This window comes from Luteirhabdus pelagi (genome assembly GCF_016827595.1).
Taxonomy (GTDB): domain Bacteria; phylum Bacteroidota; class Bacteroidia; order Flavobacteriales; family Flavobacteriaceae; genus Luteirhabdus; species Luteirhabdus pelagi.
The window spans coordinates 1-16,743 of record NZ_JAECMS010000004.1; the positions used below are offsets into that span (position 1 = coordinate 1).

Here is a 16,743-nt window from a genome sequence, read left to right on the forward strand (position 1 = left end):
AGCGAGAGGTCGCCGCCCGTGACGAGCCCGTTGCGGCTCGTCAGGTCGAACGTGCTCACCTGGTCGTCGGGGGCGCTGCCCCCAACCTCGTCGTCGCAGAGCTCATAGGCCTCGGTCGGCTGCACCGCCGCCGGGAGCGGGTCAACGAAAAGCTCCAGCTCCTCGATCGAGTAGCAGCCCTCGGCAGTGCCCTGGGCCGTCACCGAGCCCGGCGCCCCGACCACAAGCACGTAGACCGTCTGGGAGCCGGGCACGACGTTCTGGTAGGAGCCGGGGCCCGCGATCGCCTGGGAGTAGTCCGGCGACGTCAGCGCAAGGTCACCGGCGGCCACGGCGTCCGCCAGCTCCGCGTACCAGTAAAGGTCGTACTGCGACGGGTCAAGCCCGCCAAGAACACCGGGCGCCGAGAGCGTCAGGTCGAAGACCTGCAGCCCGTCCCCGTCGTCGTCGCACAGGCGAAGCGGATCCGGCGCCTGCGTCGCCGGAGTGTCGCGCACCTCAAGGGCGAGCTCCACCACCGAATAGCACGTGCTCACCGAGCTCTCAACGCGCGCCCAGACAACGTCCGAGTACGGGTCGTCGTTCATGTAAGGGTCCACAAGCTCCAGGAAGCCGTTCTCCGCGTTCAGCAGCGAGCCGTGGTAGGTCACCGTAAGGTCCGGGTCACCGCCGGTGATGTCAGCGTCAGCGTCGTGAAGAAAGAACTCCCCGAAACCGTCGCTGTCAGAATCGCAATAAACCAAGGGGGAGGGCATCGAGTTGACAACAGGTGGTGTATCCAAACTAATATCGAAACTAACACTTGTGTCAAAGCAATTCGAATTATCGTTGTATTCAACTCTTACAAAAATCGTTTGAGAAGGTACTGAAATATTATATGGTGAGGTAAGTGCATTTACATCATTATCGGCATCCGATTGAGAAACATGATAAGATACTGTATAGTCTAGTGGATCTTGACCGTCTAAGGCAGTCGCATCGAATAAAGCAGAAAGGTTGATAGTCTCATCGCCGGTTTCATCTTGATCGCAAACAAAATAATCGTCGATAACTCCGGTAGTGACACTAGAAAATTCAATTTCAAAATTTGCTGTTACGAAACAGTTCCCGGAAAGATCCTCAATTCTTATATATATAGTTTCAACGGCACCTCCAATAGGATATGAGTTTGGCGTACCGATAGGTGCCGTACCGTTATCAGCGTCCGTTTGTGTATTATGATAAGAAACATTAAAATCGGCAGGATCCTGCGTTCCTAGGACAATTGGAGTATTTTGAGTCAAATCGAAAATTCCAGGATTAACCCCATCATCACATATGAATAAATCAATTGGTTGCGATGCTATCACCGGTTGTGGATTTAAAATGATATCGAAACTGTCTACAATGTAACAAGTCGTAGCATTATCGTTTCGTTCCACACGAACAAACACTGTAGCTCCAGGAACATTCACGGTATATGGGTTTGGAAGCTCATTTACACCTGCATTTGCATTTGCGCTATTGCCGTAATACGTAACAGTATATTCTAAAGGATCTTGTCCATTCAGTGCTTCGGTATCCTTAATAACAGGTAAGTCGAATTGTTCGAAGCCATTGCTATTTGTGTCGCATTCTTCTATATCAGTTAAAGTACCAATCGTAACAGGCAAAAATTCGATTTCAAATTCAGCAGTTGCAAAACATGTTCCCGTAGAATCGGCAATTCGAACGTAAATTGTTTCTGATGTCCCGGTAATTGGATATGCATTTGGTGTACCGATAGGAGCCGTGCCGTTGTCGGCATCCGTTTGTGTATTATGATAAGTGACCGTAAAGACCGATGGATCTTGCGCCCCTAATACCAAAGGAGTGTTTTGGGTTAAATCGAATATTCCTGAATTAACACCATCATCACAGATAAATATGTCATTGGGAGGGGAGTCTATTTCAGGTTGCGGATACACTTCAACGATAAATTCTCGTTGGTCCGTAGTACCTCCTGCCAAGGTAATAGTCGCTCTATACGTTCCACCTTGATTAACGGTAATCGTCGGGAAATTACCATCAAAAATTGTTACGAATCCTGTCCCATCATCGTATTCCCAAAGATAATTGGTTGCACCTAAAATTTCCGCATCAAGAACGAAGTCCTCACCTTCACATCCTGTCTGGGTATTTACAATAGAACAATCGGTAGATCCCGCTCCTGAGGCACCCGCATTTGTTTGCACCAAGCTAATAAATCCGGGGCTTTGGTTAAAATTGGTAATGACGAGCACATATATTTCACCTGCAGTAGCGGCAGGTATAGTGAAATTCTCAATAGGCGCCGCAGAATAGCTACAGGCGACTTCATTAAAGGATTGCAATTGAGAAAAGTCACATAAATCGTCTCCTTGATTAAAAGGCCCCCAACAAATAAAATCCACATCTAATCCGGTACCGATCGGATCCCCATTCGCATCGAAAGCGGTATTTTGAATAATCTCAAAATCAAGTGTTCCACTCTGATCTACCTGCAAATAAAACCACGCTGGATATGGCTGTGAAAAAAGACAGCCATAATCAGGACCAGGTTCTGCCGAATTCGGACAATTAGGGTCCGCATTATTACAGTTTGGAAAGATTAAACCATCACTTCCTGCACAGAAAGGTTCAATTTCAGAACAACTGGTTCCCTGCGCATTAACATATGCACTTGCGGAAATTAATAGAAAGAAAAATAAAACTAATTGTTTTGGGGAATTGTAAATGTGCTTCATCGGTACGAATATTTAGCAATTTTTTACTCGGGATCCTTTATATAAAAGGGATTAGACCCGATATATGATAATTTTTAAAATGCGATTACTATAATTTGGGAAAATTAAGAAAATTTTGTGAAACCCTATAGTCTGTAGATAATTAAATAGCAACCACAGTTTTTATTTCCAAAAGTGGTTTGTGTATCTTTGCCTCCCAATCTGTTATCCGGAGATTGAGAGTGACTTGTCCTTGTAAGAAATTGTTGCATTTCACTTATTTAAATAGGTTTCATACCATAAAACTTTTAGTATTGGAAAAACCACTTGAAAAATTAGACGCTGTAGGAGATGACCATTTCAGTGGAGCGACGGAAACACCGCTTCGGGGAGATGCTTTTGAACTTAGTGATATAGAAAAAATAGAACGCATCAAGAAGGATGTTTATAATATCATGGACACATTAGGGCTCGATTTAACCGACGATAGCCTAAAGGGCACTCCCAACCGGGTAGCTAAAATGTTTGTCCAGGAAATCTTTGGGGGACTTCATCCTGATAGAAAGCCAAAAGCTTCAACGTTTGAAAACAAATATCGCTATGGAGAGATGTTGGTCGAAAAAAATATTACGCTTTATTCCACCTGCGAGCACCATCTTCTTCCTATTGTAGGAAAGGCACACATCGCTTATATAAGCAATGGAACTGTGGTGGGCCTCTCCAAAATGAATCGGATAGTAGACTACTATGCGAAGCGACCTCAGGTACAGGAACGATTAACCATGCAGGTAGTTAAGGAATTACAGCGTGTTCTTAAGACTGAAGACGTAGCTTGTGTAATCGATGCCAAGCATTTATGCGTCAATTCCCGCGGCATTCGCGATATTGATAGCAGTACTGTAACCAGCGAATTTGGCGGTAAATTTAAACAAGCCGAAGTCCGAAGAGATTTTTTGGATTATATCAATCTCGACACTGAATTCTAAATATTAACATTCAATTCCAATTATCGAATGAGCCTTTATAAAGATCAATCGTTATCGATATACAATTCAATTTCAAAGGAAAAGGAACTATTCACCCCGCTTCACCAAGGTGCGGTTGGAATGTATGTGTGTGGACCTACCGTATACAGTAATGTTCATCTTGGAAATTGTCGAACTTTTTTATCGTTCGATTTGGTATTTCGCTATTTGAAGCATTTAGGCTATAAGGTTCGATATGTAAGAAATATTACCGACGCTGGCCATCTTGAAAATGACGGAGAAAGCGGCGATGATCCTATTCTAAAAAAGGCACGAATAGAGCAGTTAGAACCGATGGAAGTTGTTCAAAAATACACGGTAGACTTTCATAATATCATGGCCCTTTTCAACGCTAATCCGCCAAGCATCGAACCTACAGCAACCGGGCATATTGTAGAACAAATTGAGATTGTACAAACCCTGATTGATAAAGGCTATGCTTATGAAAAGAATGGCTCGGTTTACTTTGATGTAATGACTTTTAACGAGGATCATGAGTATGGTAAGTTAAGCGGAAGGCAACTGGAAGACATGATTGCCAATATTCGAGAACTACAGGCACAAAGCGACAAAAAGAATCCTCAGGATTTCGCTTTATGGAAAAAAGCAGAACCGCAACATATTATGCGCTGGCCCTCTCCTTGGAGTGTTGGATTTCCTGGGTGGCATCTTGAATGCACCGTAATGAGCACTAAATATTTAGGCAAACGTTTCGATATTCATGGAGGCGGTATGGATTTAAAGTTTCCACATCACGAATGTGAAATTGCCCAAGCAGAAGGTGCTCATGGAGCGTCGCCTGTCAATTATTGGATGCATGCTAATATGCTTACAATAAATGGAAAGAAAATGTCGAAAAGTACTGGAAACAGTATTTTACCAAGGGAATTGTTCTCCGGAAACAACGATTTGTTGAAGAGAGGTTTTTCTCCAACGGTTGTGAAGTTTTTTATCTATCAAGCACATTACAGAAGTATTCTTGATTTTTCCAATAGTGCATTGGAGGCTTCAGAAAAAGGATTTAACAGACTTATGGAGGCCTTTAAAAGTATTGAAAGCTTATCGCATTCTAAAAAAAGTGATTTTGACATCTCTGCTTGGAAACAAAAATGCTACGATGCGATGAACGACGACTTTAACAGCCCAATATTAATAGCTGAACTGTTTGAAGGGGCAAAATACATCAATGCAGTAAAAGACGGATCTGCATCAATTACTGAAGAGGACGCCATACAGCTGCATGCTACTATGAAAGCATTCTTATACGATGTTTTGGGCTTGGAGGAAGTTGGGAAGGCTACAGAAACTGACGGAGCTCCTTTTGATGCTGCTATGCAGGTTTTGATCGAGTTACGCAATAGTGCTCGAGCTAATAAAGATTTTGCAACCAGTGATCGCATTCGCGATGAGCTATTAGCCGCAGGCATTCAGTTAAAGGATGGGAAGGATGGAACTTCTTATTCTATTCAGAAATAGGAGTCTGCAATTTTGATTAATGCTTAGCACATACTCTTTCTAAAGGCTGCGCATTATTCTTATTTCTCCATTATTTTAACCATACTTTAGTAGTGCCTTAATAGAAATTTTACGGCAGTCCCTGTATCTTATTGAGGAATTTTTAAATTACGAGTTATGGATAAGAAATTTGAAAGAAATAGAACGAAAGATCAAGAACAACCTCAAAATCCCACGGGAAAACGAGAACGTGATCAAAATGAAGTAGATATTGATGAAAGCACAATTAAAGATCAGCAGAATAAGTAATATATTCTTCTATTGAAGATAATTTTTTACGATAATTGCTCTTTATTATAAAGTGAAACCCCCACTGGATTTCCAGTGGGGGTTTCTTCATTTGGTTGGTTATTATGATTGATTATTTCTTGATCAATCGTTTCACAGCTGTACCGCTTTCAGCATTAAGCTTCACAGCGTATACACCAGATGCCAAAGTAGAAATATCGATTACTTTTTCACCTTGCATACCTACAAGATTGATTTCGTTCACCATTCTACCGTTGATATCATAGATAACAGCTGACTGCAATCCGATATCGGCACGAGTTGCAATTGTTACTTGGGTATCTGCTGGGTTAGGATACATCGCTATGGAAGCACCCAAATCATTATCATCAGCTCCAAGAATACTTTCAACTGTTAATTCGAACTCACAAGAAGATACATTTCCGTATTCATCTTCTGCAGTAAGTGTTACAGTATACGTACCGTCAGGAATCAATTCTCCCGCAGCAGGATCTTGTGTAAACACAGTCACCGGATCAGTACAGTTATCTGTAGCAGTTGCTTCTCCAGTTGCGAAATAATCTGGAACTTCATAGAAAAGCTCTTCTGCTCCTGGATCAACAGTTTGATCTTCTGGACAAGTAATTACTGGTCCGAGTGTATCAACAACAGTTACGATAGAAGTACAGGCAGCAGTGTTTCCACTTGCATCGCTAGCAAAAACGGTAATTTCTATAGGAGTTCCTATGTCTGCACATGTAACTTCATTTATATCTACTGCCATTACATCGATACCACAAGCATCGAATGATAATGGTCCACCTGGAATCTCAACGAAGAATGCATCTCCATCAGAGTTGGTCAATTCCAAAGTCCAGTTCGCTGGTGCGAATTGACCTTCGAATCCTGGCATGAAGTTAGAAACCACAGTTTCATTGTTTCCAAATCCATTATCGGAAGTTTGAGAACGGAATCCAAATACATCACCAGCCTCAACAGCGATAGTTGCGTTACCTGATTGGTTACCAACTAAAGGATCAGTTAATTCAGTGTATGCACCGTTTAGCACGTATCCGAAGCTATCGAAACCAGCTCCATCAATCGTAGTATAATCCCAATCGAAAGAGATTGAAGCAGCTTCCGTTACATTAACAGTAAAGTCTGTAAACCCTTCACTTCCTGAACCGTTATCGCTACCGATAACCATTGCTTCGAAAGTAGAAGGCGCAGTAGCCAATAGTGCCATTGGATCTACTTCTGCAGTACCGTCTTCACCTAGTTCGATAGTTGTATCAGCACAAACCAATACTGGATCAGTTACATCTAATACATTAACTGTAGCAATACATGAAGAGAAGTTTCCACTGTTATCGGTTACGAAAACTTCAACTTGGTTTTCACCTAATTGAGAGCAATCGAAAGAAATATCGTTATCTACTGGAGGTCCTACGTCATAAATGATATCTCCATTGAAAATTCTAGGAGCGAATGTAGAAGCTCCGAAAGGATAAGATTTACCTGAACCTTCTAAGAACTCTATATTATCATCGCTTGCGAAAACAGCACCTGTAGTAGTACCATTAGTGTAGTTTACACCACCACTAGTAGAGGTAACATAGAATGCTACTGTTTCACCAGCTGAAATTGCAAGATCCATATTAAGACCTAGTGGCGTTGGAAGGCCATCACCTGCAGAAGTAACATTGGTTGTTTCAATCAATGTCCATGCGGAAGGATCTTCTTCAAATCCTTGCCATGTACCCATCTTATAATAAACCTCCATATCTACTGTAATACCAGTATCAAGGTTTACATTAAATGTTTGGAAGGTAACATCATTCAATACGTTTACGTCGAACATAGCTCCATCCAATCCATTACCGCCAGCGTATGTTGTTTCTAAGCTTTCGGTAGTTTGCGTACCGCCAGTAGCAGGACCACCAACAGTAACTACATATCCACAAGCTTCATCAGCTGAAAGGATTAGGTCATCGGCAGAAATTGTAGCCATTCCCATTGCATCCAATTCAAGATCTAACGGAGATGCAGGAACGTCATAGTCTAACTGGAAGTTATCAACTCCAGCATGCCATCCCCAGGTTCCACCACCGTCATCATACGTCCAACGTACTTGGAAGTCGGCGTTGGCAAAGGCCAATACATCTACAGAAACATTTTGGATATCTGGATCTAAGTCAGTATCAAAGAAAGCAACTTGTTGCCATGCACTACCGTCCCATACTTCAACAGTGAAAGTTTCACCGCCAGCAATTTCCTGAAACGCTGCGTCGAAAGACATTGATGCACTAGCAGAACCAGTTAAATCATAAACAGCAGACAATAATGAAACGTTACTTGGATCAGCACCGCTACCACAATCGTCATCATCGAAGAACATACCTGGAGTTGGGAAATCATCTCCAATCGGTAGGTCCGTACCATTCTGCCAGTCGCAAGTACCACTGTTAATTACAGTTGACCAATCTCCTGGAAGTCCAGCGTCGAAATCTTCCATTACAGTAACCGTACCTGGTTGTCCGATACAGGTAATTACAGGAGCTGTGTTGTCTTCAACTGTAATCGTAGCTTCACATGTAGAAACGTTTCCACTAGTATCAGTCACCGTAAGTGTCACGGTATTTTCACCCGTGTCAGCACAACTAAATGTTGTCTGGTCTAACGACATACTTGCAATACCACAGTTATCACTAGATCCGTTGTCGACATCGTCTGCAGTAATAGCAACAGATCCAGTCATAGGATCGACTTCAACAGTAAGGTTTTGACAAACCGCCATAGGCAATTCAGTATCCATTACCGTTACAGTAAAAGAACAGAAAGCAAGGTTTCCATCGCTATCCTCTGCTTGGTATTCAATTACTGTATCTCCAGTTGGGAATTGAGTTCCACTAGCAGGACCCGCTATTTGAGTTGTAGTAATTGGACCATCCTCAACGTCTAATGCAATAGCATCCGCAAAGTTAACAATGGCACCACACTCACCTGGATCGGTGTCGGCCATAATGTCCATAGGACAAGAAATAACCGGTGGATTTCCGATTGGAATTCTGGTTACTGTAATAGAGGCCGCATTTAAGGAACCACCATCACCGTTAAAATTGTCGGTAAAAGACAACGTCCAATCGCCATTAATATCTTCACCGGCAAATAGGGTGTTAAGCAAACCTCCCTCTGCTTGATAATCGGCAGCTGGAGCACCAAAGTTCCAGTCATCGACATCATTTCCAGAAGCATCAGTAAACACCAATGTTCTTTCAGAATCAAGCCCCGATGATCCACCGTCTGCAGCAAAAACCGTTACAACGGTTCCCGCTGGTGAGGTAAGCGTAACATCTAAGTCACTCGCCCACGTATGGGTTAGGGTCATGGTTAAATCGTCTAAATTATACTCGCCAGGATTTGTCCCAATAAGTCCGGTATCCCCAACAGAAATAACTGAGGTACTTACCGTTCCAGCATCAGGTCCTAAGCTCACTGGAGTATCTCCAGCTGTGTACGTCTGTGCCATAGCCTGCCACGAAAAACAGCTAACCAAAAGCACAAATAAGCCTAAAGTAATTTTTCTCATAATCTTAGATTATAATTTGATTGTTAATAAGGGATTAAATTACTAAAAATAATGTTAACACGAAAAAAAATAGACAGTCTACTTTTTTCTTGGATAAAAAACCATCAATAGTAGCGAGCGTAGGGCGAGACGAACAAAAAATAAATCATTGAAAACCAGAAGTTTTCAACCATTATTTAAATCACTTCAAAATACTGCAGATTTTAACAAAAATCCTAAAAGAAAACTCTTAAATGACACATATTGCTACTCTTTGAAAAACGGAGCATACTGCTCTACCCTGAAGTCGATGGTAGTATAAGAAGGATCTACCGCCTTACGCTCTTTATAGCTGGAAATACTACCCACTGCCATATTCGCTGCTCCGGAAGGTGCGATGAGGGATACTGTTTGAATGGCTCTTCTGCTTTGGGGCAATATGAATTCGTATTGACGAGGAGATTTTTTTGATAATGTTTTTAATTGGAGCTTATAGCGTCGTGCCACCTTCCGAAAGAAATATTCAGGACCATTTTTGCTGTTACCTCCTGTAAATAATAAGGTAGCTACCGACGGGTGCTTCTCCAGAATCGAAATCAAATCCCGAAGTTCAACCTGCTGCATTCCAATATCGCTAGCATCCACTTTCTGACGTTTTGCAGAAGCAACCATATCACAAATCCCTATACCTTCCTTAACTAGAAAATTTTTTCGTTGTGCTACAGCCTTATCGGTAGTTTCATACTGAAGTTCGAGATCGAAAATTCGTTCTAGGATTGGCCATAACTGACCGTCGCGACTACCATAACAAAAATCGACATCCCCTTCCTTGAAATTCTGTGTTGTAAATCGAGGTGGTGGTAATGTTCCAACAATCAACTTCGTAGCATTTTCAGGAATGAAAGGCGGATATGGATGAATATGATGAAAGAAGTTCCTAATACTATACTATTTTATCGAACGAAAACCGGCTCTGATTCTTTTTCTGTATACTTTTCACTAAAGCCATACCCGTCATAATCGAAGCCTTTTACACCATCAAGTGAAGAAATATCTTTATCCATAATATAGCGAACCATACTTCCTCTTGCTTTCTTCGCATAAAAAGCAATCACCTTCAACTTTCCATTTTTGAAATCCTTGAATACTGGTGAAATAACTTGCACCTTCAATTTTTTTGTATGTACGCTTTTAAAGTATTCCTGACTGGCTAGATTCAGGAATAATTCATCTCGTTCCAATTCATCATTCAAGAATTCGGTAATCTTGTCGCCCCAAAATTCATATAAATTATCGTTCCGCTGAATTTTCAAATCGGTTCCCATCTCTAATCGATAGGGCTGCATTAAGTCCAACGGACGAAGCACACCGTACATACCCGATAAAATTCGAAGGGTATCCTGTAAACGGTCTAATTTTTCGGTTGGTAACGAATATGCATCCAAGCCATCGTATACATCGCCAGCGAACGCATAGATCGCAGCTCGAGCATTATGTTTGTCGAAAGGAGTAGAAAAATCCTTGTACCGCTGATAATTTAAATCGGCTAACTTGTCGCTGATGCTCATCAGCTTAGAAAGTTCACTTTTTGTTTTTCGCTCTAGTTTTTTGTTCAAAGTTTCTGCTTCTTCCAAAAACTTCGGCTGTGTTCCTCTTGTAGTAGGGAGTTTGGATTCATAATCGAGAGTTTTTGCGGGAGAGACGACAATTTTCATTTTTCTTTCTTTTCTTTCAAAAATAATGGATTTCCTTAGATCTATTAGGTTTAACGCTATCGATAACTTCAAAAGCATCATAAAATCGAATTATGCCTCCTCCCCAACAAAAATTATTTCTGTACCTTTTATCAAAATTCCTAAATATAATTTTATCACTATGAAAAAATCACTACTCTATTGCGCTACTTTATTAGTAGGCTTCGGTTCCTTTGGCCAATCCATAGGAAAAAAAGCAAGTCTTACCGAAACTGGAGAAATCGTTACCGAAGCGGTAGAAATACCCTCCATTTTACAGGAGCGCTCCGGTGCCGCAGCACCATTGTTTACCTTCGGTCGTCCTGCAAATCCTACCATTAAAAACTCGCGCGGTGCAACCCTTGCCGATGTTGATGGCGACGGTGTTGAAGAAATTCTCTACGGAATGGATACAAAACTATTCGCTATTGAGGGAGATGGTTCCATTTTATGGGAAAAGGATGTACTCGGACCCGTTCTTCTTCCCCCAAGTGTCGCAGATCTTGACGATGACGGAAACCCTGAAGTTATTGTTAATACAGGATATCCAACAACTGTCGGTCGGATATATGTTGTTGAAGGAGCTAGTGGTGCAGACCTCAGTGGATGGCCATTGAATTTTAACGACAATTGGATGATAAGCGCTCCTGCTATTGCCGATGTTGACGATGATGGCGCATTGGAGATAGTCACTTGCGAACGTGCCGGAAGTACCGAAGGGTATGTACACGTATTGCGCTTGGACGGAACGGAACTAAATGCCAATTGGCCAGTACAGTTTAATGCCACCCCTGCTTTCACTCCTTCGATTGGCGATATCGATAACGATGGAACAAAAGATATTGTAATCGCAACCTCTTCCACTGGCATGTATGCTTATGATGCTAATGGAACATTGTTAAGTGGTTTTCCATTGGCTGACCCAAACGTTAGATACTCCTACCAATCGCCTATTTTAGTCGATTTAGATGCTGACGAAACACTTGAAATCGTGGGCACTAATCACGGTGATTCTCCTGGATTCTATGTGCTAAATCACGATGCGACGTATTATCCCGGTTGGCCCATTGCAACCTCTGGATGGACCTACTCCCCTCCTACTGTGGTCGATTTGGAAGATGATGGCACATACGAATTGTTTATGGCCGATCGAAATACCAGCGGCGATGGCAGCCCACTACCTACAATATATGGCTTAACCCCTGATGGAATGGATTTACCCGATTTTCCTATTTCAAAATATGGCGGAAATGAAGGTGTATTGACTATTGCCGACATCACAAACGATGGCGTCATGGAAATTCTTTTCTCTAGCACGTTGGTCGATGGCGACGGCTTTGGATATTTACACGCCTATTCTGTGGATGGCAGCGGGGAAGTCCCTGGCTTCCCATTGCGCCCGAAGGGCTTTACATTTTTGAACGGAGCTGTGGTGGGTGATGTAGATGACGATGGCCAAATGGATATTACGGTAAACAGTTATACGCAAACATTCGGAGCAAGCATCGATTCTACCTTTATTAATGTGTATGGTTTGAATGTGCCGTATAGTGAAGATGCTATCCTTAGCAATGGATACAAAGGAAGCAATACTCGCGATGGTCTTATAGGTGAAGAGGAATTATCAGTTTCTAATGAAGTTTTTGCAAATGGCCTCTCCATTTCTCCTAATCCCTCCGAAGGCATGCTTCGTATTGAAAGTGAAATCAATATTGAAAATGGCTCTATTTCAATCCTGAACGTAGAAGGCAAAAAATTGTTTACCGAAGCCCTTTCCCTTTCTCCTTTTGAAGCGAAATCGCTACAGTTGAATGCACTTAGCAGCGGACTCTATTTTATTTCTATTTCGAATGGAACAAATAAGAAGACTTTTAAATGGGTGAAGCGGTAGACATTCATACAAATAAGTAAAAAGCCGAGTGGTACCACTCGGCTTTTTTTAGTCGATTACGTGTTTTGAATAATTTCGCCATTTATCCAAGCAAGCTTCAATATCGTCTGGAACGGGGCACTCGAAACTCATTTTCTTTCCAGTTTCAGGATGCTCAAATCCCAAGGTTCTTGCATGAAGAGCCTGCCGTGGCAAAACCTTGAAACAATTGTCCACAAATTGTTTGTATTTGCTGAAATGGGTTCCTTTCAGAATTCTATCACCACCGTATCGTTCATCGTTGAACAACGTATGGCCGATATGCTTCATATGCACTCGAATTTGATGGGTCCGTCCGGTTTCCAGTCGGCAAGAAACTAAGGTTACATATCCTAATCGCTCCAATACCTTATAATGTGTTACCGCATGTTTTCCACGCTCTTCTTCCTCTTCATCGAAAACCGTATTCTGCAATCTGTTTTTAGGGTGACGCCCGATATTTCCTTCAATGGTTCCTTCATCATCTTCAACATTTCCCCATACCAAAGCAATGTATTCTCGTTCGGAAGTCTTGTTGAAAAACTGTTTTGAAAGATGTGCCATAGCCTCTTCGGTCTTCGCTACGACCAATAAGCCACTCGTATCCTTATCAATTCTGTGGACCAGTCCAGGTCGATTACTGCTGTTATTCGGAAGGTTGTCAAAATGAAAGGTTAGCGCATTAATCAACGTACCGCTATAATTTCCATGACCTGGGTGTACCACCATTCCGGCAGGTTTATTTACTACCAGAAGCGCGTCATCTTCATATATAATATCGAGTGGAATATCTTCTGGAACCAATAGATATTCGTAGGGTGGGTGCTCGAAAAGCACTTGCACCACATCGCCCGGCTTCACCTTATAGTTCTGTTTAACGACCGCTTCGTTTACATGAATGTTGCCATCTTTCGCTGCTTTCTGAATCTTATTTCGCGTCACGTTTTCAACTCTATTCATCAAAAACTTATCGACACGCAACGGGTTTTGCCCTTTATCGGCAATAAAGCGGTAATGTTCATATAAATCATCATTACCGTCATTATCCTCTATCTGTGGATTATTGCTCATTATCTATAGTTTCCGATTCATCTTCACCTTCAGTACTGCCATCATCGTCGATATCATTAACACGGTTCAAGGACTGATCGCCCACAATTAAATCGATTACCGATGTTTTCTGAAGTTCTTCCCCTGGATTCAACTTTTCACCCTTGTACCGCATTTCCTTCACCTGATCGCTAATATCGGGACGATAACTAATCTTTCCGATTTCAAAACCGGTAGCTAGAAGCGTTGGTTCTGCTTGACGCAAGGTTTTTCCTGTAACATCTGGAACCGGAACTTTTCGATAGCCCGATGGGTTTAAGTACAGATAAATCTTTCTGTCCTCTTTAACGTATTTGCCTGCTTTCGGTATCTGTTCAATAACCGAATACTTAGGAAAATCGGGATTGTAATTCGCCGAGTCGAGGATTTCATACCGAAGATCGAATTCGTCCAGCTTCTGTTCAACTAAGTCCAATGAAAGCTTGGAAAGGCTCGGCACCTCGATGCGCTCTCCGTGATTTGTTGTCGACTTCAACCACCACATCACCAAGAAACTCAATACAATCAAAGCCACAATGGCCAATAACAACTGCTTTAAAAAAGCCTTGGTGAAGAGAAACCTGAAAAAAGTCATACAGTAAGGGTTAAAGGACAAAAATAAAAAACCAAAGGTACTATCTTTCGCGTGTTTAGTGATATTTTTGTTAAACGAATTGAAACCAGGTTTGGTATGAAGAAACTCAATGTATTTGTCGCCATGGGCGGGTATTCTAGCGAATACGAAATCTCTATGAACAGCGGAACGGTGGTTTGCGGAGCTCTCGATAGTGAAAAGTATCGTGTTTTTCCTATCCATATCTTGGAAAAGGGGTGGGAATATGCTCCTTCGGAAGGTGAGAAAATTCCAGTCGACAAAGCTGATTTTAGCGTTACGGTGGAAGGCGAAAAGCACAAACCTGATGTAATTTTTAACTGTATTCACGGCACCCCTGGTGAAGACGGGTATTTACAGGCCTATTGGAAGTTACTGGGTATTCCACAAACCAGTTGCGAGTATTATCCTGCAGCGCTCAGTTTCAATAAGCGCGATACCTTATCGGTATTGAAACAGTTTGGGGTAGAATGCGCCAATTCTTATTATGTGAACAAAGGCACAGAGTATGATGTTGAAGAAATCGTAAAGAAGGTAGGATTACCGTGTTTCGTGAAACCGAACCGATCTGGTTCCAGTTTTGGTATTAGTAAGGTGAAGGAGATGAATGATATGGATGCGGCTATCGAAAAAGCTTTTGAGGAAGACACTGAAGTATTGATAGAAACCGGCCTCAATGGGATGGAGGTTCAAGTAGGCGTTTACAGACATGATGGTGAAGTAATTGCACTCCCTCCCACCGAAATCGTATCCAAAAATGAATTCTTTGATTATGAAGCGAAATATTTAGGGGCCTCAGAAGAGATAACCCCGGCACGCATTTCAGAGAAGGAAACGCGAATGTTGCAAACACAAGCAATAAAAATCTACCGCTTGCTTAATATGAAGGGAATTACCCGTAGCGATTTTATTTTGGTGAAGGGAAAACCGTATTTCATTGAGTTGAATAGTAATCCTGGCCTTTCGACTGAAAGTATCGTACCACAACAGGTGCGTGAAGCAGGACTAACGTTGAAGGAATTCTTTAGCGTACTGATTGATGAGGCATTGAATCTAGGAGTCTAGGAGTCTAGGAGTCTAGGAGTCTAGGAGTCTAGGAGTCTAAAGGCTATAAATTTTGCACATGACTATTGACTTTTGGAATTTGGAGCTTGGGAATTGGGGTTTGCGTGAACGGTAAACGGTGAACGGTAAACGGTGAACGGTGAACGGTGAACGGTGAACCTGCCTAGCAGGCGGTGAACGGTGAATTAAGCAAAATTTATACAAAAATGCTGAAAGCCACATTTCTACTCCATACTTCTAGCAACTAAAGACTATAGACTATAGACTATAGACTATAGACTACAGACTACAGACTACAGACTAATTTATAGTACTTTCCGAATTCCTTGGTATCTTATTGAAGATATTACTATCTTTCCCCTATGGCACAACGCGCTGTTTTTCCGGGTTCCTTCGATCCTATCACAATAGGACATATCGACATCATAGAACGAGCACTTCCATTGTTTGATGAAGTCGTTATAGCCATTGGGGTGAATGCCGCCAAGAAATATCGATGGTCGCTTGAAGAACGAAAGCGTTTTATCGAGAAAGCCTTCAAGGATGAAGATACTGTGAAGGTAATGACCTACGAAGGACTTACCACCGATTTTTGTAAAAATATCGAAGCCGACTACATTGTTCGGGGAGTACGAAATTCAAACGATTTCATTTACGAGCAAACCATTGCCCAAGCCAATAAGGAGAATTTTGGTGTTGAAAGTATCTTTTTGACAGCATCTCCAGCGGTTGCCTATATTTCCTCCTCCATTGTACGTGATATAGAGCGGAACGGTGGGGATTATTCCAAATTGGTTCCAAAATCGGTATCATAAAAAAATCCCTTCCAGTTTCCTGAAAGGGATTTCTAATTCATTAAGAAAAATCTTATAGCGACTGAACGTGTTTCGCCAACTGCGACTTAAGGTTCGCTGCTTTATTATCGTGAATAACGTTGTTCTTTGCCAACTTATCCAACATAGACATTACCTCAGGAAGTTTTTTCTCAGCTTCTTTCTTGTCTGTCATTTCCTGCAAATTGCGCATCGCATTACGTGTAGTCTTATGCTGATAGCGATTGCGAAGGCGCTTCTTTTCGTTGCTCCTTACTCTCTTTAATGCTGACTGGTGATTCGCCATTTTTCTTTTCTTATTTGTTTGTAGCCCGTAGGGGAATCGAACCCCTGTTACCAGGATGAAAACCTGGCGTCCTAACCCCTAGACGAACGGGCCATTGTTTTTCAATTGCGGACCTGCCCGACACTCAATTTTAATTTATGTCGTTCAGGCGGGTGC

General features: G+C 42.1%; 13 protein-coding genes and 1 tRNA gene. 6 read left to right on the forward strand and 8 right to left on the reverse strand.

Translation table 11 applies throughout. The annotated features are described in order from the left end of the window. A partial coding sequence (locus I4Q58_RS10900) for a hypothetical protein (protein ID WP_203295918.1) occupies window positions 1-2,744 on the reverse strand: 2,744 nt, incomplete at its 3' end. 293 nt (window positions 2,745-3,037) lie between these two features. Here I4Q58_RS10900 and folE point away from each other — a divergent pair. From folE to I4Q58_RS15690, 3 genes are all read left to right on the forward strand, one after another. Further along, the gene (folE, locus tag I4Q58_RS10905) at window positions 3,038-3,709 is read left to right on the forward strand and encodes a GTP cyclohydrolase I FolE (RefSeq protein WP_236002902.1); all 672 of its coding nucleotides are present in this window, start codon (window positions 3,038-3,040) and stop codon (window positions 3,707-3,709) included. A gap of 27 nt (window positions 3,710-3,736) precedes the next feature. Beyond that, window positions 3,737-5,224 (forward strand): cysteine--tRNA ligase, encoded by a 1,488-nt coding sequence (gene cysS, locus I4Q58_RS10910; protein WP_203295919.1) that lies wholly within the window; start codon window positions 3,737-3,739, stop codon window positions 5,222-5,224. Window positions 5,225-5,380: 156 nt separating this feature from the next. Further along, the gene (locus tag I4Q58_RS15690; RefSeq protein ID WP_262896175.1) at window positions 5,381-5,512 is read left to right on the forward strand and encodes a hypothetical protein; all 132 of its coding nucleotides are present in this window, start codon (window positions 5,381-5,383) and stop codon (window positions 5,510-5,512) included. Window positions 5,513-5,624: 112 nt separating this feature from the next. On the opposite strand, the gene I4Q58_RS10915 is transcribed toward I4Q58_RS15690, so the two are convergent. From I4Q58_RS10915 to yaaA, 3 genes are all read right to left on the reverse strand, one after another. Further along, entirely contained in the window at window positions 5,625-9,080 is a 3,456-nt protein-coding gene (locus I4Q58_RS10915) for an HYR domain-containing protein (protein WP_203295920.1), read from the reverse strand. A 246-nt stretch (window positions 9,081-9,326) separates the two neighbouring features. Further along, entirely contained in the window at window positions 9,327-9,938 is a 612-nt protein-coding gene (locus I4Q58_RS10920; RefSeq protein WP_236002903.1) for a uracil-DNA glycosylase family protein, read from the reverse strand. A 74-nt stretch (window positions 9,939-10,012) separates the two neighbouring features. Continuing rightward, complete coding sequence (gene yaaA / locus I4Q58_RS10925) at window positions 10,013-10,774, reverse strand: peroxide stress protein YaaA (protein ID WP_203295921.1); 762 nt, start codon at window positions 10,772-10,774, stop codon at window positions 10,013-10,015. Window positions 10,775-10,934: 160 nt separating this feature from the next. On the opposite strand from yaaA, the gene I4Q58_RS10930 reads away from it, so the two are divergent. After that, entirely contained in the window at window positions 10,935-12,683 is a 1,749-nt protein-coding gene (locus I4Q58_RS10930; protein ID WP_203295922.1) for a T9SS type A sorting domain-containing protein, read from the forward strand. Window positions 12,684-12,731: 48 nt separating this feature from the next. Here the strand turns inward: I4Q58_RS10930 and I4Q58_RS10935 are convergent, their stop codons facing one another. Both I4Q58_RS10935 and I4Q58_RS10940 read right to left on the reverse strand, forming a co-directional pair. Further along, entirely contained in the window at window positions 12,732-13,772 is a 1,041-nt protein-coding gene (locus I4Q58_RS10935) for an RluA family pseudouridine synthase (RefSeq protein ID WP_203295923.1), read from the reverse strand. After that, entirely contained in the window at window positions 13,762-14,385 is a 624-nt protein-coding gene (locus tag I4Q58_RS10940) for a PASTA domain-containing protein (RefSeq protein WP_203295924.1), read from the reverse strand. The genes I4Q58_RS10935 and I4Q58_RS10940 overlap by 11 nt, the downstream gene beginning before the upstream one ends. A 96-nt stretch (window positions 14,386-14,481) precedes the next feature. Here I4Q58_RS10940 and I4Q58_RS10945 point away from each other — a divergent pair, with 96 nt between their 5' ends. Together I4Q58_RS10945 and coaD are read left to right on the forward strand one after the other, a co-directional pair. After that, on the forward strand, window positions 14,482-15,468 hold the full coding sequence (locus I4Q58_RS10945; protein WP_203295925.1) for a D-alanine--D-alanine ligase: 987 nt from the start codon (window positions 14,482-14,484) through the stop codon (window positions 15,466-15,468). A 362-nt stretch (window positions 15,469-15,830) separates the two neighbouring features. Then, entirely contained in the window at window positions 15,831-16,283 is a 453-nt protein-coding gene (gene coaD / locus I4Q58_RS10950) for a pantetheine-phosphate adenylyltransferase (protein WP_203295926.1), read from the forward strand. Window positions 16,284-16,335: 52 nt separating this feature from the next. Here coaD and rpsT read toward each other — a convergent pair whose 3' ends face one another. Further along, the gene (gene rpsT / locus I4Q58_RS10955) at window positions 16,336-16,587 is read right to left on the reverse strand and encodes a 30S ribosomal protein S20 (protein ID WP_203295927.1); all 252 of its coding nucleotides are present in this window, start codon (window positions 16,585-16,587) and stop codon (window positions 16,336-16,338) included. Window positions 16,588-16,608: 21 nt separating this feature from the next. Further along, window positions 16,609-16,680: transfer RNA gene (locus I4Q58_RS10960), tRNA-Glu, on the reverse strand. Window positions 16,681-16,743: the final 63 nt, after the last annotated feature.